24 protein-coding genes are annotated in these 19859 nt (G+C 74.9%); 6 read left to right on the top strand and 18 right to left on the bottom strand.

The genetic code is table 11. The annotated features are described in order from the left end of the window. Positions 1-3: 3 nt before the first annotated feature. The 4 genes from O7598_RS28760 to O7598_RS28745 all read right to left on the bottom strand — a co-directional run bounded on the left by O7598_RS28760 (position 4) and on the right by O7598_RS28745 (position 1990). On the bottom strand, positions 4-768 hold the full coding sequence (locus O7598_RS28760) for a crotonase/enoyl-CoA hydratase family protein (RefSeq protein WP_269694329.1): 765 nt from the start codon (positions 766-768) through the stop codon (positions 4-6). A 51-nt stretch (positions 769-819) separates the two neighbouring features. After that, entirely contained in the window at positions 820-1245 is a 426-nt protein-coding gene (locus tag O7598_RS28755; protein WP_269694328.1) for a PIN domain nuclease, read from the bottom strand. Then, positions 1242-1451 (bottom strand): type II toxin-antitoxin system VapB family antitoxin, encoded by a 210-nt coding sequence (locus O7598_RS28750; protein WP_269694327.1) that lies wholly within the window; start codon positions 1449-1451, stop codon positions 1242-1244. The genes O7598_RS28755 and O7598_RS28750 overlap by 4 nt, the downstream gene beginning before the upstream one ends. Positions 1452-1528: 77 nt before the next feature. Then, the gene (locus tag O7598_RS28745; protein ID WP_269694326.1) at positions 1529-1990 is read right to left on the bottom strand and encodes a nitroreductase family deazaflavin-dependent oxidoreductase; all 462 of its coding nucleotides are present in this window, start codon (positions 1988-1990) and stop codon (positions 1529-1531) included. An 80-nt stretch (positions 1991-2070) separates the two neighbouring features. On the opposite strand from O7598_RS28745, the gene O7598_RS28740 reads away from it, so the two are divergent. Then, on the top strand, positions 2071-2922 hold the full coding sequence (locus O7598_RS28740) for a Rieske 2Fe-2S domain-containing protein (RefSeq protein WP_269694325.1): 852 nt from the start codon (positions 2071-2073) through the stop codon (positions 2920-2922). 12 nt (positions 2923-2934) lie between these two features. On the opposite strand, the gene O7598_RS28735 is transcribed toward O7598_RS28740, so the two are convergent. Genes O7598_RS28735 through O7598_RS28680 form a run of 12 tightly spaced genes read right to left on the bottom strand, consistent with a single transcriptional unit; the run spans position 2935 to position 11787 of the window. Further along, on the bottom strand, positions 2935-3954 hold the full coding sequence (locus tag O7598_RS28735) for a LysM peptidoglycan-binding domain-containing protein (RefSeq protein WP_269694324.1): 1020 nt from the start codon (positions 3952-3954) through the stop codon (positions 2935-2937). A 14-nt stretch (positions 3955-3968) separates the two neighbouring features. Continuing rightward, positions 3969-4403 carry a hypothetical protein gene (locus tag O7598_RS28730; RefSeq protein WP_269694323.1) on the bottom strand — a complete coding sequence of 145 codons (435 nt, stop codon included), beginning with the start codon at positions 4401-4403 and terminating at the stop codon, positions 3969-3971. After that, positions 4400-4870, bottom strand: a complete 471-nt coding sequence (locus tag O7598_RS28725; RefSeq protein ID WP_091062288.1) for a TadE/TadG family type IV pilus assembly protein — start codon at positions 4868-4870, stop codon at positions 4400-4402. The genes O7598_RS28730 and O7598_RS28725 overlap by 4 nt, the downstream gene beginning before the upstream one ends. Continuing rightward, a complete protein-coding gene (locus O7598_RS28720) occupies positions 4867-5355 on the bottom strand; it encodes a TadE family protein (RefSeq protein ID WP_269694322.1) in 489 nt (162 codons plus the stop codon). The genes O7598_RS28725 and O7598_RS28720 overlap by 4 nt, the downstream gene beginning before the upstream one ends. Continuing rightward, the gene (locus tag O7598_RS28715; protein WP_269694321.1) at positions 5355-5564 is read right to left on the bottom strand and encodes a hypothetical protein; all 210 of its coding nucleotides are present in this window, start codon (positions 5562-5564) and stop codon (positions 5355-5357) included. Before O7598_RS28715 ends, O7598_RS28720 begins: the two co-directional genes overlap by 1 nt. Positions 5565-5590: 26 nt before the next feature. Beyond that, positions 5591-6451, bottom strand: a complete 861-nt coding sequence (locus O7598_RS28710) for a type II secretion system F family protein (protein ID WP_442929943.1) — start codon at positions 6449-6451, stop codon at positions 5591-5593. Positions 6452-6453: 2 nt separating this feature from the next. Continuing rightward, a complete protein-coding gene (locus O7598_RS28705; RefSeq protein ID WP_442929942.1) occupies positions 6454-7410 on the bottom strand; it encodes a type II secretion system F family protein in 957 nt (318 codons plus the stop codon). Then, positions 7353-8897: a CpaF family protein gene (locus tag O7598_RS28700; protein WP_269694318.1), complete on the bottom strand. Its 1545-nt coding sequence runs from the start codon at positions 8895-8897 to the stop codon at positions 7353-7355. The genes O7598_RS28705 and O7598_RS28700 overlap by 58 nt, the downstream gene beginning before the upstream one ends. Further along, a complete protein-coding gene (locus tag O7598_RS28695; RefSeq protein WP_269694317.1) occupies positions 8887-9720 on the bottom strand; it encodes a ParA family protein in 834 nt (277 codons plus the stop codon). Before O7598_RS28695 ends, O7598_RS28700 begins: the two co-directional genes overlap by 11 nt. Further along, a complete protein-coding gene (locus O7598_RS28690; protein ID WP_091062300.1) occupies positions 9720-10385 on the bottom strand; it encodes an SAF domain-containing protein in 666 nt (221 codons plus the stop codon). The genes O7598_RS28695 and O7598_RS28690 overlap by 1 nt, the downstream gene beginning before the upstream one ends. Beyond that, positions 10382-11332 (bottom strand): hypothetical protein, encoded by a 951-nt coding sequence (locus O7598_RS28685; protein WP_442929901.1) that lies wholly within the window; start codon positions 11330-11332, stop codon positions 10382-10384. Before O7598_RS28685 ends, O7598_RS28690 begins: the two co-directional genes overlap by 4 nt. Beyond that, the gene (locus O7598_RS28680) at positions 11326-11787 is read right to left on the bottom strand and encodes a hypothetical protein (protein ID WP_442929941.1); all 462 of its coding nucleotides are present in this window, start codon (positions 11785-11787) and stop codon (positions 11326-11328) included. The genes O7598_RS28685 and O7598_RS28680 overlap by 7 nt, the downstream gene beginning before the upstream one ends. 687 nt (positions 11788-12474) lie before the next feature. On the opposite strand from O7598_RS28680, the gene O7598_RS28675 reads away from it, so the two are divergent. From O7598_RS28675 to O7598_RS28660, 4 genes are all read left to right on the top strand, one after another. Then, entirely contained in the window at positions 12475-13248 is a 774-nt protein-coding gene (locus O7598_RS28675) for a prepilin peptidase (protein WP_332367396.1), read from the top strand. Positions 13249-13365: 117 nt separating this feature from the next. After that, positions 13366-15714, top strand: coding sequence for a glycoside hydrolase family 65 protein (locus O7598_RS28670; RefSeq protein ID WP_269694315.1), 2349 nt, complete (start codon positions 13366-13368; stop codon positions 15712-15714). Between the two features lie 117 nt (positions 15715-15831). Next, a complete protein-coding gene (locus O7598_RS28665; RefSeq protein WP_269694314.1) occupies positions 15832-16605 on the top strand; it encodes an SAM-dependent methyltransferase in 774 nt (257 codons plus the stop codon). Positions 16606-16726: 121 nt separating this feature from the next. Beyond that, positions 16727-17974: an MFS transporter gene (locus O7598_RS28660; protein ID WP_269694313.1), complete on the top strand. Its 1248-nt coding sequence runs from the start codon at positions 16727-16729 to the stop codon at positions 17972-17974. A 3-nt stretch (positions 17975-17977) separates the two neighbouring features. Here O7598_RS28660 and O7598_RS28655 read toward each other — a convergent pair whose 3' ends face one another. Both O7598_RS28655 and O7598_RS28650 read right to left on the bottom strand, forming a co-directional pair. Next, positions 17978-18271 carry a hypothetical protein gene (locus O7598_RS28655; RefSeq protein ID WP_269694312.1) on the bottom strand — a complete coding sequence of 98 codons (294 nt, stop codon included), beginning with the start codon at positions 18269-18271 and terminating at the stop codon, positions 17978-17980. Next, positions 18268-19167 carry an RNA polymerase sigma-70 factor gene (locus tag O7598_RS28650; RefSeq protein WP_269694311.1) on the bottom strand — a complete coding sequence of 300 codons (900 nt, stop codon included), beginning with the start codon at positions 19165-19167 and terminating at the stop codon, positions 18268-18270. The genes O7598_RS28655 and O7598_RS28650 overlap by 4 nt, the downstream gene beginning before the upstream one ends. A gap of 167 nt (positions 19168-19334) precedes the next feature. Here O7598_RS28650 and O7598_RS28645 point away from each other — a divergent pair, with 167 nt between their 5' ends. Continuing rightward, on the top strand, positions 19335-19820 hold the full coding sequence (locus O7598_RS28645) for a carboxymuconolactone decarboxylase family protein (RefSeq protein ID WP_269694310.1): 486 nt from the start codon (positions 19335-19337) through the stop codon (positions 19818-19820). The last annotated feature ends 39 nt before the right edge of the window (positions 19821-19859 follow it).

Genomic DNA, 19859 nt, shown 5'->3' with positions numbered 1-19859 from the left:
GCCTCAGCCGGCCGGCGCGCCGTGCCGGCCGGCACCGGCGGCGAATCGGCCGGCGCCGCGCACCCCGTCCGCGGCCAGCGACTCCATGCCGTAGGCCAGCTCCACCGCGAGTGCCTCCGGCTCCGGGCGGCCGGCTCCGGCCAGCAGCGCCACCCGGTCGTTGCGCAGGCAGGTCTGCGGGTGCCGGGCGAGCCCGGCAGCCAGCCGCTCGGCCTCCGCACGGGCCGCGCCGGGCGCGACCAGCCGATTCACCAACCCCATCTGGTACGCCTCGTCGGCCGGCACCGCCCGCCCGGTGAGGATCAGGTCCATCGCCCGGCTCTCGCCGATCAACCGGGGCAGCCGGACCGTCCCGCCGTCGATCAGCGGCACCCCCCACCGCCGGCAGAACACCCCGAGCGTCGCGTCCGACTCGGCGACCCGCAGGTCGCACCAGAGCGCCAGCTCCAGGCCGCCGGCCACCGCGTACCCGGAGATCGCGGCGACCACCGGCTTGGACAGCACCATCCGGGTGGGCCCCATCGGGCCGTCGCCCTCCGCCTCGACCCGGTTGCCGCGTGGCGTGCCGATCGCCTTCAGGTCGGCGCCGGAGCAGAACGTGCCGCCCGCGCCCCAGAGCACCGCCACCGCCGCGTCCGGGTCGGCGTCGAACGCGCGGAACGCGTCGGCGAGCGCCCGGGCGGTCGGCCCGTCCACCGCGTTGCGGGCCTCCGGCCGGTCCAGGATCACCGTGGTCACGGCACCGGCGTGCTCGACGCGTACCCCCATGGGCCCAGCATGCCCGCGGCGGCGCCCGACGCGCCAGCGGACGCGGCCTGGCTACTTGATCGCGCCGGGTGGGGCCAGCCAACGCATCGGCTGGCCGGTGACCGCGCCGACCTGGTCGAAGTCCCGGTCGTAGTGCAGCAACGAGAGCCCGTGGTATTCGGCGGTGGCGGCGATGAGTAGATCCACCGCACCAGCCGACCGGTGAGTTCCTCGGGCGGTCAGCTCGAGCTGCGTCTCGGCGGCGCGCTCGTAGATCCGGTCGGGCATCGTCACCCACCCGAAGACAGCTCGGAGCTGCTCCTCGAGCTGCGCGCGGTCGGCAACGGACCGGGCGGTGTAGAGGAACTCCAGTTCGACGAGCGGACACACCGCAACCAGTCCGGCGGTCACCGACTGCTCCCAACGGCCCAGCACGTCCGGGTCGCGGAGAAGCCGGACCAGGGCGCTGGTGTCGATCAGATAGTCAGCCAGCTTCACGAGCGGTAGTTGCCCTTGTCGAGCAGCTCGTCGAAGTCGCCGGCCCGCCCACGCCCGGCCAGCTCGGCCAACGCCCGGGCACGGCGCAGGCGTGCCGCGCCCTCACGGAGAGCGACGTTTACCGTGTCCTTCTTGGTCTTGGTACCGAACGCCTGGGCCGCGTCCGCCAACGCCTCGTCATCGACATCGACCAGGATCTTGGTCATCCTCGCCCCCTATATACGACACGCTGCTGAAGTATATCCAGTCGGGGGTAGGCGTACGCCTGGTTCACAGGAAGGGATCACCGTTCCGCGACGTCGAGGCGGACCAGGGGGAGGCGGGCGTCCACGTCGGCCGGCAGCGGGTCGCCGCCGGTCAGCTCGGGAATGCCGAGCGTCCGGCCCAGCGCCGCAGCGGCCCGCCGGTGCCGCTGCCGGTAGCGCGCCAGCCGCTGCCGGACCTCCTCGCCGGTCAGCACCACCGCCCGCGCGGGCACGCCCTGGTCCGGCCCGGTCCACACCCGTACGGCCGGATCCGCGCGCACGTTGCGGAACCACTGCGAGCCCGGGCCGTAGCCGGAGGCGAGGAAGAGCGCGCCCTGCTCCCGGTCGACCACCTCCAGCACCACGTACCGGGGCAGGCCGGAGCGGCGGCCCCGGTGCTCCAGCATCATCAACCGGCGGCCGAGCAGCCGGCCGAAACCGTGGCGGTAGAGCGGGATCGGTGCGCGGGCGAGCCAACGGGGGATACGACGGCGGGCCATGGCCTCGACGGTACGCCGGGTGTCGCGCGGTTTTCCCGGGCGTCCGGTTTGGGCGCTCTGCTACCGGGAAGTCGGAAGAGGTGCGCCGACTACTGACGAAGCTCGAACAGGCCTCCGGACTCGACCGGGTGAGTGACCGGCTGCAACGTGCCGTCGAGGGCACGCTCAGCTCGCAGCGGGTCCGGGACGCGCTGCACGGCGTCTGGTTGGGGCATCCGCTGCACCCCGCGATGGTGCAGGTCCCGGTCGGCGCGTGGATCTCCGCCGCCGTGGTGGACCTGCTGCCCGGTCAGCGCCGGGCCGCCACCGCCCTGGTCGGGCTCGGCACGGTCAGCGCGTTGCCGGCGGCGGTCGCCGGGTGGAACGACTGGGCGGCCCTCTCCCGCGACCAGCGCCGGGTCGGGCTGGTGCACGCCGGGGCCAACATCGTCGGCCTGACCCTCTACGCCGGCTCGCTCGCGGCCCGCCTGAACGGGCGGCACGGGCTCGGTCGGACGCTTGCCTACCTGGGGCTCTCCGCGGCGAGCGGCGGCGCCTACCTGGGCGGGCACCTGGCGTACAAGCAGGGGGCGCAGGTCAGCCAGAGCGTCTCCGAGCTGCACCTGATCGGCGACGGCTGGCACCCGGTGGGTGACCTGAGCAGCCTGCCGCAGCGGGAGCTGCTCACCCGCAGGATCGACGACGTGTCGGTCCTCGTCTACCGGCACGGCGACGACGTCACCGTGATGCTGGAACGCTGCCCCCACCAGAGCGGGCCGCTCGGCGAGGGCAAGGTCCAGCAGATCGACGGCCACGCCTGCGTGGTGTGCCCGTGGCACGGCAGCGCGTTCCGCCTCGACGGTGGCCAGGTGGTGCACGGCCCGGCCGCCAACGACCAGGTCGTGCTGCCCACCCGCGTGGTCTCCGGCAAGGTCGAGGCCCGGCTGCCCTGACCTCCGCCTGTCTCAGTCGCGGCGGTGCCGTCCGTTGCCCGGGATGCGCGCCGGCACCGGCCGCCGCCGCAGGCCCAGGACGGCTCCGATCTGCGCGCCCACGATGCTCGCCACCGCCAGCACCGCCGAGATGGCCAGCGGGCGGTTGATGCCCTCCTCGGCCGTGGCCCGGGACGCACCCGCCGCCATCGCCGGCTGCTGCCCGTCCGGCGCCTCCACGGTGGGGGTGGCGTCCCGAGCCGGCGTGTCCGGCGCGGGCTTCGGCTTCGGCTTCGCCGCCGGCGAGGACGTGGCACCCCCGCCGGGCTTCGCCGGCACCGGCTTCGCCGCCGTCACCACCAGCCGGCCCGCCGCGTGCCGCCGGGCGCCGTCGTCCACCGCGCCGCCGGGCAGCTCGATCAGCTGGCCGGGACGGATCCGGTCCGGGTCGGCGAGCCGGTTCAACCGGGCCAACTCCCGGTAGCGGTCGAAGTCGTCCAGGTAGCGGTCGGCGACCTCGCCCAGGTAGTCGCCCTTCGCCACCCGGTACACCGCCGGGCCGGCGGCGTCGGGCGCGGGCGTGGCGACCCGGGGCGCGGTGTACGCCGTGGTGACGACCGGCGCGGCCATCGCCGGCTGCGGGGCGGTCAGCGCGGCGGCGCTCGCCGCGGCCGGGCTGGCCGCGAGGATCAGCGCCACGGAACCGACGAGCGCGGCTGCGGCCCGCTGCTGGCGGTGCATCCCGGGCAGCTTCGGCGCGGGCCGGCGCACCGCCGACGCGAGCAGCTCCACCACCACGGAGAACGCGAACGTGGCCCAGCCGAACCACCCCACCACCGCCAGCGCCCGCAGGAAGAGTTGCCCGTCGTCGCGGCTGGTCAACGCCGTGCCCAGCTCGGCCAGCGTGGGCAGGTGGTCGGGCAGCGGGTTGCCGGCGAAGGCCAGCAGCGCGACCGGCCCGCCGGCCAGCACCCCGACCAGCACGACGAGGGCGCCGAGCCCGGTGAGGACCTGACCGGCGCGGCGGGCGGCGGAACGTCCTGGTGCACCCATGGCGGCCTTCCTTCCTACGGTGGTGGCGCGGTGAGCGCCCGAGCGGTGGCCTCACCGGTGACGGTGGCGGTCTTCTGCGCGCCGAACAGACCGAGCAGGTCCCGGCGGTAGGTGATCCGCACGCGTACCCGGATCTGGGTCTCGGTGCCGACCACGGGGAAGTCGACCTCGTGGCCGTCGACCCCACCGGCGGCGGAGAGGTAGCCGGCGACGGCGACGCGTGCGGCGTCCTGGTCGATCCGGCTCGGGCCGCCCTCGATGGCGCTCGCCCGGTCGATCATCTGGCCACCGCTGCGGGCCGCCTCGGCCGCGAGGTTGTCGGCGCGTTGCAGCGTGCGTAGCTGCCCGGCGCCGTCGTAGGCGAGGCTGACGATGGCGAGTACGCCGGTCATCGCCACGGCCAGGAAGAGACTCACCCGGCCGCTCTCCGCCCCGCGCCGCCCGGTCATCCGCGGCTCCGGTAGGTGTCCAGCGGCGAGGTGAACCGCGCCGAGACGGTCTTGCCGCCCGGCACCCCGGGCAGCCCGGGGGCGCGCAGGTCGTCGAAGGAGACCGTGCAGGTCACGGTGACGGTCACGGTCGCCGGTACGCCCGCCGCGCTGCGGTACGCGGCGGCGAAGGTGGCCCGCTTCCCGGCCACCGAGCCGGTCAGGTCCAGCCGGGGCGGGGCGGTGCAGCGCAGGCCGGACCAGTTGAGCTGGTCGCGGGCCGCCTTCTCGGCGGCCTTCCGGCCGTCGGCGCCGGTCCGGGCGAGCGAGGCGGCCCGGGCGGCGTCGTGCGCGGCCGACTCCACCGCCTCGTCGGCGACGGCGGTCCGGCCGGCCACCCCGGCGAGCACCATCAGCGCGATGAAGGCGGGGGCGAGCACCGCCACCTCGATCGAGACGGAACCCCGGTCCCGTGGCACCGGCCTCACCCCGTGGTCCAGCGTTCGGCGGGGCCGTGCGCGGTCTGCACGACCTCGAAGTCGACACCCGGGATGACCGAGAGGGAGCGGCCGCGCACCGTGCAGGTGACGTCGGTGGCGGTCTCCACGCAGGTCGGCCCGGTACGGTCCCAGCCGACCAGCCAGTCCCCGGAGCGGCGCAGGAAGCTGGTCGCCCGGTCCCGGCCGGCGTCGGGACCGGCGTCGAACGTGCGTTGCGCGTTCACCCCGGTCTGCGCCGCGTTCAACGCGGTGGACCGGGCCACGAACCAGACGCCGACCTGGATCGAGCCGAAGAGCAGCACCAGGATCACCGGCATCATCACGGCCAGTTCGACCGGGTTGGCGCCCCGTTCGCGCCCGCCCGCGTCGAGGCGGACGCGAACGGCGGCGGCGATCCGCCCCGGACCGCGCGGACCGGCGGGCCGGCCGGCGGGCACCGACCGGCTCCGGGCCGTACGGGCGGGGCCGGGCATCACGGAGCCTTCGGCGCCGTGTTGTTCGGGATGGCGTTCATCCAGTTGTTGGCCCGGGCCAGGGCCAGGCCGGTGACCGCCATGGCCACCGCGACCAGGCCGAAGATGATCACCGCGGTCGGCACCGGGCTGTCGCCGCGCTCGCCGTCGCGGCGCAGCTCGGCGAGGCGGTTGCTCACCGCCGCGTACAGGTAGGTGTAGAGGTACATGGTCGTCTCCTTCTCGGGGGTGGGTGTCACAGGCGGGCGATGAACGGGTAGACGGCGAAGCCGAGCAGGACGAAGACCAGCAGCGAGCCGGGGATGTCCAACTTGCTGGTCACCCCCTCGGCCCGGGCCAGGTTGTCGGTGCGGATCTGGTCGCGCAGCGAGTCGGCACGGGACCGCAACGTCTCGTGCACCTGGGCGCCCTCGCTGCCGGAGGACCGCATGATGGCGCCCACGTCGCCCAGCTCCGGGATGCCGATCCGGTCGGCCAGCTCCTGCAACTCGTCCCACGGCGAGTGCATCTGGAGTTGGGCGAGCCGCAACGCCTCCCGGATCCGGTCGAAGACCCAGCCGTCGCAGACCGCCGCCGCGCGTTCCAGCGACTGCACCGGGCCGTGCGCGGCGGAGAGCTGCAAGGCCACCAGGTCGAGGTAGGTGCAGACCGCCGCCCGGAACTCGTCCCGGGCGGCGTCCGCCTTGGCCAGCACCGACCGGTGCGCCACCAGGCCGGCGACCAGCGCCAGACCCAGGCTGGCCAGCACCGGCGCGACCACCGGCATGGCCACCCCGCCGACGAAGAGCACGGCCGAGGCGACCGCCGGGGTGGCGAAGCCGATCAGCGCGGAGAGCAGCACCGACAGGGCGTACTGCTCGGGGGTGCGGTCGAGCAGGGCGAGCTGCCGGGTCGGCGGGCGCAGCCAGCGGGCGAAGCCGCCGAGCCAGTCCGGACCGGCGCCGGCCACCGGGGTCTGGCCGGGCGGCTGGTGCAGCCGGCGCAGGGCCGGGCCGAGCGCCGGGGTGGCCGGCAGCGCCTCCCGCACCACCAGGAAGAGGCCCAGCCCGATGGCCGATCCGCCCAGCACGGCGATGACGAGCTGCCAATTGATGATCATCAGGCGATCGCCTCCTCCGGGTCGGGGGCCGGCAGGAAGCGCGCCGGGCGGGGCGGCTGGCTCATCGACCGCACCCAGACCAGCAGCCCGATGAACGCCGCACCGAGCATCGCCATCACGAGCTGCCCGGTCACCGTCCCGTAGGGACGGATGTAGTCACTGTTCACCAGCCCGTACGCGAGCGTCGCCAGGGTCATGCCGGTGAGGAACCGGACCGCGAAGCGGGGCTGCGTCCGCTTCGCCTCGACCTCGCGCCGGGTGGCCACCTCGGCCGAGGCGGCGCCGGCGATCGAGCCGAGCACGTCGCCGAGGCGCTCGCCGCGGTCGGTGAGGTGCAGGATCAGCGCGGCCACCACCTGATCGGCGACCGGGTCGGCGATCTCGTCGGCGAAGGCGAGCAGCGCCGACCTGGCCAGCCAGCCGGCCTGGAGGCGGGCGGCCAGCGTGCGTACCTCCTCCTGGATCTCCTCCGGCGCGGTGGCGATGGTGCCGACGATGGCCTGCTGGAGCCCCTGCCCGGTGGCGGAGATGTCCTTGAGCCGCCGGGTCCACTCGCCGACCGCCTCGACCCGGGCGATGGCCCGCTGCTCGGCCCGGCCGACCGCGAACAGCCACGGCACGCCGGGCACCGCGAGCGCCACCAGCAGGCCCACCACCGGCAGCCCGGTGAGCAGGAACGCCAGCGCCCCGACGACCACCGCGGCGACCAGCAGGATCTGGTGCCGCCGCTGGTCGGCGCGGCTGGCGCCGGAGCCGGTCCAGAGCCGGCCCAGGCCAGGCCCGGCGTCGCCCGGCGTCGACCTCGGCGGCCGGCGGGTGCCGACCAGCGCGACCACGGTCAGCACCAGCCCGGCCACGCAGGCCGCGCCGGAGACCAGGGCGATCAGTTCGATCTGCGTCATGCCCGCCCCCCGCTCGGCCGCCGCCCGAGGCGGGTGTGCCGGGGACGCCGCCAGGCGCCCACCCCGGCCTCCACGAACCGGGTGAGCAGCCGGGCGTCGTAGCCGACCCGTAGCAGCTGGTCGCGGATCCGCTCGGGCAGGTGGCGGGGGACCGCCCGGCCGTCCGGCCCCGGCCCGAAGACCGTGGTGGTGGTGATCCGGTTGCCCTCGCCGACGCCGATGACCTCCTCGACGTGCGAGACGAAGCGGTGCTTGCGGCCGCCGATCGCGGTCTCGTCCTCGACCGTGACGTAGACGATCAGGTCGAGCGCGTTGCCGGCCATCCGGCGGGCCTGGTCGACGGTCATCTCCCGGCCGTGGGAGAGCGCCAGCTCGATGATCCGTTCGCTCACCCCCGCCGGGGTACGGGCGTGGATGGTGCACATCGACCCGCGGCTGGTGGTCATCGCCTGGAGCATCGGCACGATCTCCCGGGACCGCACCTCGCCGACGATGATCCGCAGCACACCCATCCGCAGCGACACCGGGATCAGGTCGGCGATGCTCACCTCGCCGGCGGGTCGACCGTCCGCGCCGCGCTCACCGTGCCCCTCCCGGGACTCGAAGCTCATCACCGCCCGGTGCTTCTGGCCGCGCCGCGCCGGCAGCAACTCCCGGCTCTCCTCCAGCAGCACGTACGGCTCGTCGGCCGGGATGTCGTCCATCAGCGCCCGGATGACAGTGGTCTTCCCGGCCCCGGCCAGCCCGGCCACCATGATGTTCAGCCCGGCCCGCATGGACGCGCGGAGGAAGTCGCGCAGCAGCGGGTCGATCATCTCGTCCAGGTCGGGCCGGCCGCCGGCGATGTCCTCCAGGCTCACATCGAGCGTGTTGTGCTTCCGGATCACCGCGTAGGGGCGGTGGCTGACCAGGAAGACCGCGGCGAGCCGGCTGCCGTCGGGCAGTTGCAGGTCGAGCGTGGGCTTGCTGGTGGAGAGCGACCGCTCGGTGGCGCCGGCGCGGCGGGCGGCGGCCTGGAGGATCTCCACCAGCTCGTCGTCGGTCTCGGCGATCGGCTCGGCCCAGTCGACGCCGCCGCCGTGCCGGGTGATGCGCACCTGGTCGCAGCCGAGGATGTGCACCTCCTCGATGGTCTCGTCGACCAGCAGCGTCTGGAGGCGGCCCAGCCCGACCAGCTCGGCGGTGACCTGGTCGAGCAGCAGCCGCTCCTCGTCGGCGGGCATCGGCGTGCCGCCCCGGCGCACCGAGTCGGCGTACGCGGAGACCACCGCGACCGCCAGCCGGGCCCGCTCGACCTCCTCGGCGTCGGCGTCGAACTCCCGGCCGCGCTGCCAGTGGGTGAGCCGCTCGCTGAGTTCCCGGCGCAGCTCGCGGACCACCGCGAAGTCGACCCGGGGGCGGGGTGGTGCGGCCGGCGGCGCGGCGGGCAGCGCCGGGCCGGCGACGTGGTGCCGCCCGTTCGGCGGGGCCAGCGGCGGGACCGTGGAGACGACGCCGGGCTGCTGGGCGCGCGGGTCGTGCGAGACCGGTTCAAACCGCACCGGACACCCCCGGCGCGGTCGGCGCGCTCACCGGTCGGGCCGGCGTCGCCCCCGGCCAGGCCAGCCGGGCCCGCCGACGGTCCAGCAGCGCCCGGACCGGCACCTCCAGCGCGCCGGCCGCGCGCATGAGCGGCCGGTTGGCCCGCACGGTGCCGCCGTGGGCGAGCACCTCGGCGGTACGCGGGTCGTGCGGCAGCCGGGCGATCACGGGCAGCCGCAGCACCTTGCTGATCTCGCTGGTGCCGTGACCGTCGCCGACCACCAGCAGGCGCAGGTTGCCCGGGGGGACGCGGTGTTCGGTGAGGTCCCGCTCGACGGCCCGGACCGTGGCCCGGGTGGCGGAGAGGTCGGGCAGGTGCGCCCGGGTGACCAGCAGCACCACCGCGGCGGCGCGCAGCAGCGGCCACGGTGGACCACCCACCGCCAGCCGCCCGCAGTCGACGAGCACGTCGTACGGGGGCACGCCCCGCTCCAGGCCGGTGAAGTAGTCGGCGAAGCGTTGCCAGAGCGGGACCAGGCTGCCGGCCTGGGCCGGGTCGACCACACCGGGCAGCAGCAGCCGTTCGCGGCGGGGCGCGTCCAGGTCGACCAGCTGCGACCAGAACGTGCTCTCCAGGCTGCCGTCGCGCAGCTCGCCGACGGCCAGCTCGCCGATGCCGCGCGGGCCGTCGAGCGCCCCGCCCAGGTAGCCGGCGAGGATGGAGCCGCCCGCCGGGTCGCACTCGGCCAGCACGAGCCGGCGGTGCCAGCTCAGCGCGGCGGCCAGCGCGGTGGTGGTGACGCCCGGCGAACCCTTCGCCGAGACCAGGGCGATGATCGCCATCAGGCGGCCTCGGTGAGCACGAGCGCGATCCGGTCGTCGGCGGCCAGCACCACCACCGCCGGCACGTCCCGGACGGCGAGCGCCAGGTAGACCACCACGTCGTCGTTCTCCGGCGTGGCGGTGTCGATCACGGTGGCCTCGAACCGGGTGCCGCCGCCACGCGTCGCCTCGGTGCCGTTGGCGCCGCTGTCCGGCGTGCTGACCAGCAGCACCTTGTCGCCGGGGTGCAGTTCGCGGGCCGGCACCCGGGCGGACTCCAGCCCCAGCGCGATCTGCTGCTGGCCGGGGCCGAGCAGCGGGGCGTCGGTGAGCTGGGTCGGGGTGAGCAGCGTGCCGGGGGTGAGCCGGACGGCGGCGCGCAGGCCGAGCAGCTCCTTCATCCGATTCGCCGGGACCGGCCGCAGCTCGCGTCCGCCGGAGACGCGTACCGGCACCAGGTCGTCGGCGGTGATCTGCTGGCCCACCTCGACCGGCCGGGCCACCGCCAGGTAGCTGCCGGTGGATCGCACCGAGGTGACCGCGAACGCCGCCCCGAGCCCGCCGAGCGCGATCAGCAGGACCGCCAGGCCGAGCAGGCCGGGTCGGATCCGTCGCTGCCGGACCACCTTGGGCGGCGCGACGGGCGCCTCCACCGGGGTCCCGTTCCGGGCTGCCACCACACTCATCGGGTCACCACCTGAAGCTCGTTGATCTGCACCGGGACCACACCGCTGACCCGGCTCTGGGCGATCTCGCCGCTCTCCCCGCCGCTGGACGTCCACTCGACGGTCCAGAACGTGGTGGCGTGGACCTGGTAGGTGCCCGCCGTGGCGTAGCCGTGGGGGAGGCCGCAGTCCGGCGAGGGGGACCCGGCGTACGGCCCGTCCGCCTGGTAGGGGGTGCCCGGTCCGGTGCAGGTGACGTCGAGGCCGGGGGCCATGTGCCAGACGATCCGGGTCACCGTCGCGGTGATGGTGACCCTCAGCCCACGGTCCTCGGCCGAGGCGGACAGCGGCCCGAAGTACGAGGCGCCGGGGCTGGCCCACATCCACACCGGCAGGCCGACCAGCCCGGGGCCCTTGCTGCGCCGGGGCGCGACCGCGGCCCGGGGGCGCAGCAGCGAGATCGAGGCCAGCGCGCGCCGGGCCAGCTCCTCCGGGTCGGGCGGCGTCCCGTAGCCGGGCGGCGGGGCGGCGCGCAGCTCCTGCCGCAGGCTCCCCAGGTCGCCACCGTTGCAGGCGAGCTGGTACCACTGCTGCCCGGGCGGCGCCTCCTTCTGCGGGACCGCGAGCTTGTAGTAGCAGCCGTCGCCGTTGTTGAACCAGCCGAGGTCCGGGTCGTAGCAGGGGATGACCCGGCCGTTCCACTGGCACTTCGCGGTGCCGCCGCCGTTGCCGCCTCCGTTGTCTCCACCGCCGCCCGGCCCGCCGGGGTCGCCCGGGATGGGCGGGTCGTCGTCCCAGACGTCGCAGTCGGTCTGTTCCGGCGGGCAGGAGCCACCCGGGTCGGCGGCCCGCGCGGGTGCGCCGGTCAGCACGAGCAGCGTGGCCAGGCCGACGGCGAACCAGCGCCGGCGGGGCGTCCCGGCCCTGCTGCGGCGGGCCGGGACGCTCCCTCCTCCCCAGGTCAGCACGGCTGGTCCTGGTGCGCGTCGCCGGTGGTGATCAACCACCGGCCGTCCGGGTAGCGGGCCGCGGTCGCGGTGGCGAGGTAGCGCCCGCCACGGGTGCCGGGCACGGTCTTGCGGTCCTTGGCGTAGACCAGCCGGTAGCCGCGCGCGTCCAGGCAGTCCTGGATCTCGACGGTGGGCGGGTCGGCGGTCAGGTCGACCGAGACGACGGTGGGGTCGGAAACCAGTTTTCCGGTACGCATCGCGCCGTGCTCCTTCGCGTCACGAATTGCCACTCGCACCCGGGTCAGCAGTGGATCGGCCAGAAAGCGGTTCAGTGCCGGATGGTCGGGATCGCTGCGTACGCTCGCCGTCCGGGAGGCAGCGAGATATCCGGAATAGGCGGCGAGTGCCGCCTTTTCGGCGGCGCTCTCCTCGGCCGGGGAATGGGCGGCGGGTGCGGCGGCGCGCCCGGCCAGCGGGCCGGCGGCCACCTCGGACCCGCTGCCGCAGCCGGCGACGCCGACCGTCAGTGCGAGGCTGAGCAGGCAGATTTCCCATCGGCGGGATTGCCATACGCGCAACGCCGAGCCCTCCTCGGTGCCGGCCCGGTGCGGTCGTGTCGACCCGCTCCGGGCATGCGGAAGCGCGCCCGGATCTGTCCGACCGGGCCTCGACCGCCACCGCTTGCATTTACCTGTGCTGATCTTTGTCGAATGTGGAGCTGATGTCCTCGGTCGGCCTCCGACGCCATATTGATCGGGGGTTGCGTCGTACCCAAGGGGCGAGCATAGGCTGACGTCCGCCGATGCAACAGAGGCAATTCACGTGAACACGGTGAGTGAAGAAGGGTGGTGAGGGCGGGTGCGTGTCCGGACCGTGACCAGCGGGTGCACCACGGGCGACCCGGCGGCAGGCGTGCGCCCACCCGCACCCCGCCACCCGCCCTCGGTGACCCGCCTCCACGGCAGCAATATGGGCGGGGACCACCCAAGTCGTCCGATCCGTCCCACCGGCCGCCCGCAGCGCGCCCGCGCCGGCCGAGCCGGTGCCGCCGACGCCCCACCGGACGCCGCTTTCCGCGCCATCCGTCACACGCCGATCGAAGATCTGTCACTCTGCGTGCTCCGAAGTGGAGGGCGTGACGGCCGGACGGGGGAGCCGGCGTGACCACCGAACGGGCCCGCCACCCCCACCCACCGGCGCTGACGCGTCGCCCGGTCGTCCGACTGCTGGCCACCCTCGCGGTCGTGCCACCGGTACGACTGGCGGTGGCCCGCTACGCCGTACCGTCGGACCGGCCGGACCGGACCGGCTGCGACGCCTGCGGCACCCCGATCGGGCTGGACCGGCCGCTGCCGGCGCTCGGTCCGGCGGCCCGCTGCCCCGGTTGCCGGGCGCGCGTCGGCGCGCCGCCCGCGATGGCGGAGGTGGCGCTGCTGGTCGCCGCGGCCGTGCTGATGCTGTCCGGCGGGCCGCCCGGCGTCCGCCTGGCGCTGGCCTGGTGGCTCGCCTGGGCGGTGCCGATGGCCCTGGTGGACGCCGCGTCGCACCGGCTGCCCGACCGGCTGACCTGGCCGGCGGCGGCCGGCACCGGGGCGCTGCTCGGTGCGGCCGCGCTGGCCGGGCCCGGCCCGGCACCCTGGCTGCGGGCGGTCGTGGCCGGGTTGGCCCTCGCCGCCGGCTTCGCGGCCACCACGCTGCTGTTCGGGCGGCGCGGGTTCGGCCTCGGCGACGCCAAGCTGGCGCTGGGCGCCGGTGCGCTGCTCGGCTGGCACGGCTGGCCGGTGCTCCTCGCCGGGCTGGTGCTCGCGCTCACCCTCGCCGGGGTGGCCGGCCTGGCGTTGCTCGCCGGCCGCCGGCTCCGTTGGTCGAGCGACCTGCCCTTCGGCCCCTTCCTCATCCTGGGCACCGCCGCCACGCTCGTGCTCACCACCTGAACGTGTGCTCGGCCACCCTCGGGTGCCGCTCCCCGCGCTCGGGACACCGGAATCCCAGCCATCTCCCAGCCGGGTCTGGTTCGGTGGCCGTCCAGGCACCGGGACTCGGGAGGGCACGTGGCGCACGGCGACGACGGTTGGCGGATCCGGCGCACCACGGCGGACGTGGACCGGCTCGACGAGACCGAATCGATCTTCGCGTTGTCCAACGGGTGGGTCGGCTGGCGCGGCACCCTCGACGAGGGCACGCCGTGCGGCATGCCGGGCAGCTACCTCAACGGGTTCCACGAGCAGCACGAGCTGACCTACCCCGAGGGCGGGTACGCCTTCCCGGAGCGCAGCGACACCGTGATCAGCGCCCCGAACGCGGCGCTGGTCCGGCTCTGGGTCGACGGCGAGCCGCTGGACCTGCGTACCGGCACCACCCGCCACCACCACCGGGAACTCGACCTGCGCGCCGGGGCGGTCCGCCGGGAGACCGAATGGGTGTCGCCGGCCGGCCGGGGCGTCCGGATCCGCAGCACCCGGCTGGTCTCGCTGCCCCGCCGGCCGGTCGCCGCCGTCGACTGGGAGGTCGAGCCGCTGGACGGTCCGGTGCGGGTGCGGGTCTGCGCCGACCTGCTCGCCAACGAGCGGGTGCCGGAACGCGTCGACGACCCCCGGGCCGCCTCGATCATCCACGACCCGCTCACCGCCGAGACCGGGCGGCAGGACGGCGTCGACGGCGTGCTGGTGCACCGGACCGGGCGCAGCGGCCAGCGGGTCGCCGTCGCGGTGGCGCACCGGAGCGAGGCGCCCGACGAGGCGGTCACCGACACCGAACTGACCGACGACCGGTTCCGGCTCGCGCTCACCGGGGCACTGCGCCCCGGCGAGCGGATCCGGGTCACCACGTTCGCCGCGTACGAGTGCGCGCCCGTGGACGGCACCCCGGCCGGGGAGTTGGCCGACGTGGTCGTCGCGGCGGCGGAGGCGGCCCGGGCGGACGGGTTCGACGCCCTGCTCGACGCGCAGCGCGCCGCGCTGGACGCGGCGTGGGCCACCGCCGACGTCGAACTGGACGGCGACCCGGAACTCGAACAGGCCGTGCGGTTCGCGGTGTTCCACCTGCTCCAGGCCGGCCGGGCGGACGCCGACCACACCATCCCGGCGAAGGGGTTGACCGGCAACGGCTACGACGGGCACGTGCTCTGGGACACCGAGGGCTACGTGCTGCCGGTGCTCACCTACCTGGCGCCGGAACTGGCCCGGTCCGCGCTGCGCTGGCGGCACGCCCACCTGCCCGAGGCCCGGGAACGCGCGACCGAGCTGCGGCTGACCGGCGCGACGTTCCCCTGGCGGACGCTCGGCGGCCGGGAGTGCTCCGGCTACTGGCCGGCCGGCAGCGCCGGCCTGCACGTCAACGCGGACATCGCGGACGCGGTGCTGCGGTACGTGGCGGCCACCGGGGACACCGGGTTCCGCGCCGAGTGCGGCGCGGAACTGCTGATCGAGACCGCCCGGCTGTGGCACGGCCACGGCCACTGGGACGACCGCGCCGCGTTCCACCTGACCGGCGTCACCGGGCCGGACGAGTACTCGGCGCTCGTCGACGACAACGTCTTCACCAACCTGATGGCCCGGCGCAACCTGCGCGGCGCGGCCGACGCGGCGGAGTCCTGCCCGGAGGTCGCCGACCGGCTCGGCGTCCAGCCGTCCGAAGTGGCCGGTTGGCGCGCCGCCGCCGACGCGGTCCACATCCCGTACGACCACAAGCGCGGGGTGCACGAGCAGTCGGCCGGCTTCACCGAGCAGCCGGAGTGGGACTTCGCCGCCACCGGCGAGGACGACTACCCGCTGCTGCTGCACTTCCCCTACCAGGAGCTGTACCGCAAGCAGGTGGTCAAGCAGGCCGACCTGGTGCTGGCCATGCTGCGCTGCCCGGGTGACTTCACCGCCGACGAGAAGGCACGCAACGTCGCCTACTACGAGGCCCGTACCGTCCGGGACTCGTCGCTGTCGGCGTCCGCGCAGGCGATCCTCGCCGCCGAGGTCGGCCACCTCGACCTGGCGTACGACCTGTTCGCCGAGACGGCGTTCCAGGACCTCGCCGACCTGGGCGACAAGACGGCCGACGGGCTGCACCTGGCGTCCCTGGCCGGCGCGTGGCTGGTGGTGGCGCAGGGCTTCGGCGGGCTGCGCGACGACCGCGGCGTGCTCTCGTTCGAGCCGCGACTGCCGCGCCGCCTCAGCCGGCTCGCGTTCCACCTGCGCTGGCGCGGGCAGCGGCTGCGGGTGACGCTCACCCCGGACACGGCCCGCTACGAGCTGTCCGACGCCGGCGCCGGCGACACGGTCGAGCTGTGGCACCACGGCGACCAACTCCACCTCACCGGCACCACGCCGGTGAGCCGGCCGATGCCGCCGGTGCCCACACCGGGCCCCACCCCCACCTCCCCGCGGGGCCGCCGCCCCGCCCGGAGGTAAGGCCGGGCCCCCTGTTAACGCCTGCGGTATAGCAGGGGCCCCCTGCTAACAGACCGGCGAAGCGCTCGCGCCACGGCGGGTCAGCGGGGGGTCGCGCAGGGTGCTAGACATCAGGGCGTGACGGACGCTGAGACGCGACCCAACGTCGCCCGCATGTACGACTACTACCTGGGCGGCTGCCACAACTTCGCCGCCGACCGGGCCGCCGCCGAGGAGATCCTGAAGATCTTCCCGGACACGTCGGTGGCGGCCCAGACCAACCGCGCCTTCCTGCGCCGCGCCGTGCGCTGGGCCGCCGAGCGGGGCGTACGCCAGTTCCTCGACGTCGGCGCCGGGCTGCCCACCCAGGGCAACGTGCACGAGGTGGTCCGCGCGGTCGACCCCGACGCCCGGGTGGTCTACGTCGACCACGACGAGGTGGCCGTCGCGTACGCCCGGCGGTTGCTGCCCACCGACGGCCGCACCGTGGTCCTCCGGGGTGACCTGCGGCGGCCCGACGAGTGGCTGGCCGACCCGACGCTGCGGGCCACGATCGACCTGGCCGAGCCGGTGGCGCTGCTGCTGGTCGCGGTGCTGCACTTCGTGCCCGACGCGGACGACCCGTGGGCGGCGGTGGCCCGGTTGCGCGACGCCACCGCCCCGGGCAGCCTGCTCGCGCTCTCCCACCTGACCCTGGACGGCGCGCCGCCGCTGCCGGCCCGGGCGGGCACCGAGGTCTACCGGCGCAGCAGCGCGCCGTTGGTGCCCCGCACCCACGCCGAGGTGGCCCGCTTCCTCGACGGCTACGACCTGGTCGAGCCCGACCTGGTGCGGCTGGCCGACTGGCGGCCCGACGGCGAGCCGCGGGCGGCGGTGTCGCACGGCTACGGCGGGGTGGGTGTGCGCCGCTGACCTTCCGACGCTATCCAAGTTAGCAACTATCGGGCATCTGCGGTATCGGTCAACGAACCGATCGAACCCGGTGGGAAATCCCCGCTAGATTCGCCGAGCTGATCTGACGGGGAGGTCGCCGGTGTCCACTGTGCCCATCATCGACGAGAAGAAAGTGCCGTCGCCGCTTGTGCGGCGAGGGCTCGTTCCCCGGACGCGTTCCCAGCGCGTTCTCGCGCTCGCGACGTTCGTCAACATGATCGGCAGCGGCGTCTTCATGGTCACCGCCGCGCTCTTCTTCACCCGCGTGGTCGGTCTGCCACTGGCCCAGGTCGGTCTCGGGATGGGCGTGGCCGCCGGCGCCGGCCTGCTCGCGGGCGTACCGGTCGGGCATCTCGCCGATCGGCGCGGGCCGCGGGAGGTCTATCTCTGGATGCTCGTGGCCCAGGGGGCGGCGATGGGCGCCCTCCTGGTCGTCCGCGACTTCTGGCTGGTCCTGGTGGTGCTCTGCGCGAGCGAGCTGGCCCGGTCCGCGGGCGGCGCGGCACGCGGTCCACTCGTGCGCGGAATCGGCGGCGCCGACCTGGCCAGATATCGCGCCTACCTGCGTTCGGTGGCCAATCTGGCCGGCAGTTGCGCCGCGATCGCGACCGGCTTCGCCGTGCAGTTCGACAGCCGGCCGGCCTACCTGGCGCTGGTCCTGGCGAACGCGCTCAGCTTCGTGGCGAGCGCCGTCGTGGTCGCGGCGCTGCCGAAGATGCCGCCCCTGCCCGCGCCGCCGCGCGCCGGTCGCTGGGCGGTGACGCGCGACCGGGGATACCTCGCCGTCACCGTGCTCGACGGCGTCATGTCGATCCACCACCAGGTGCTGCTCTTCGCGCTGCCCCTGTGGATCGTCGGGTACACCGACGCGCCGCGCTGGCTGGTCGGCGCCACGGCCCTGGTCAACACCGCGCTGGTGGTGCTTCTTCAGGTCCCGGCGAGCCGGGGGGTGGACAGCAGCGCCGCGGCCGGCCGGGCCGTACGCCGGGCCGGTGTCGCGTTCCTCGCCGGCATGGCCGTCGTCGCCGCGGCGGCCGGTCTGCCCACCTGGCTCGCCGTCGCCGGCATCGGGGTCGGCATCTGCGTGCACACCGTGGGCGAACTGTGGCACACCGCCGGCTCGATGGAGTTGCGTTTCAGCCTCGCCCCGGAGCACGCCCAGGGCCAGTACATGGGCATGTTCGGGTTCGGCGCGGGCCTGGCGAACGTGGTGGCGCCGACCGTGCTGGCATTGTGCTGCCTCACCTGGGGCGTGCCGGGCTGGCTGCTCCTCGGCGGGGTGTTCCTGGCGGTGGGGCTGGTGACGCCGCACGTGGTGCGCTGGGCGGAGCGGAACCGCCCGGCGTGAGGCTCAGCCGAGGCCGCGGTGGGCGGCCCAGAGCGCGCCGGCCCGGTCGGCCGCCGCCGCCACCAGCGCGGCCAGCTCCGGCCGGTCGGGCACCCGGAACGACACGTACGCGCCGCGGCCACCCGCGGTGGGCCGACCGTACGCCTTGGCGGCGAGTCGCCCGTCCGGCAGCAGCCGGACGTTGAGCGTGGTCAGGGTGAACTCCTCGCCGCGCCGGGTGTCGGTCCAGCGCAACGCCTCCGGCACGGTCACGTTGACGGCGAGGGCGGTGACGTCGGGCGAGGCGTCGGTGCTCATCCCGGCATCGTCGCACGGCGGCTCAGCGTCGTCTGCCGGCTCATGCGGGACAGCTTCTCCGGGTTGCGCACCGCGTAGAGCCCGCTGATCCGGCCGTCGTCGAGGCGTACCGCCACGACCGTGTCCAGCTCGCCGTCGAGCCGCACGACAAGCGCCGGATAGCCGTTGACCTGCGCCGGTTCCATCGACGCCAGCCCGGCGACGCGCCCCCACCCGCCGGCCAGCAGCCGGGCCACCTTGTCGGCGCCGGCGATCGGGCGCGGGACGGCCTGCTTGATCCCGCCGCCGTCGCCGACCAGCACGACGTCCGCGGCGAGCACGGCGAGCAGCGACCGGAGGTCGCCCGTCTCCACCGCCCGCCGGAACGCGTCCAGCGCGTCGCGGGTCTCGGCCGCCGAGACGGTACGACGGGGCCGGCGCGCCGCCACGTGGGCCCGGGCCCGGTGCGCGATCTGGCGTACCGTGGTCGGGCTCTTGTCGACCGTCTCGGCGATCTCCTCGTAGTCGACGTCGAACACCTCGCGCAGCACGAACACGGCCCGCTCGGTCGGCGCGAGCGTCTCCAGCACCAGCAGCATGGCCATCGAGACGCTGTCGGCCAGCGCCACGTCGTCGGCCACGTCGGGCGCGGTGAGCAGCGGCTCGGGCAGCCACGACCCGACGTACGACTCCTTGCGCCGGCCGAGGGTGCGCAGCCGGGTCAGGGCCTGGCGGGTGGTGATGCGCACCAGGTAGGCGCGCCGGTCGCGGACCTCGTCGAGGTCGACGCCGGCCCACCGCAGCCAGGTCTCCTGGAGCACGTCCTCGGCGTCGGCGGCCGAGCCGAGCAGCTCGTACGCGACCGTGAAGAGCAGGTTCCGGTGGGCGACGTACTCCTCGGTGGCCCGGTCCGCCATGACGTGCTCCCTGTCCGCTCGGGTGCGTTCCCCACCAGACGCCGGCGGCCGGCGCGGTGTGACACCTCGCCGCTGTGGCGGTCGTCACCGGGCCACGGTGTCACGCCGGCCGGGCCGCCGGCATCTCGTGTTCGTCCGAACGACATGCCACCGGAGAGGGCGGAATCATGGAGACCCGACTCAACCTGTTCGAGAACGAGATCTCGGCGAAGTTCTTCAAGCGGTTCGCCAACGCGGGCCTGGTGATCCAGCAGTCGTCGCTGCCGCACTCCACCCAGGAACTGGTGTCGTTGCGGGCCAGCCAGATCAACGGCTGCGGCTGGTGCATCGACATGCACACCAAGGAGGCGACGGCGGCCGGGGAGACCGCGGTCCGGCTGCACCTGGTCGCCGCCTGGCGGGAGGCGAGCGTCTTCACCGAGGCGGAGCGCGCCGCGCTGGCGTTCGCCGAGGAGGGCACCCGGCTGGCCGACGCCCACCAGGGGGTGTCCGACGAGACGTGGGCGCAGGTGCGCAAGCACTACGACGACGACCAGATCGCCGCGCTGGTCTGCCTGGTCGGGCTGATCAACGCGGCGAACCGGGTCGCGGTGATCGTGCACCAGCAGGGCGGCTCGTACGAGGCGGGGATGTTCGCCGCCGCCCTCGGCTGATCCGACGGGGGAGCGGCCCGGTCCGGGAGAGCGTCCCGT

Origin of the sequence: Micromonospora sp. WMMC241 (assembly GCF_027460165.1) — a bacterium.
GTDB classification, from domain to species: domain Bacteria; phylum Actinomycetota; class Actinomycetes; order Mycobacteriales; family Micromonosporaceae; genus Micromonospora; species Micromonospora humi.
This window is presented reverse-complemented; position numbering and strand designations above follow the sequence as displayed.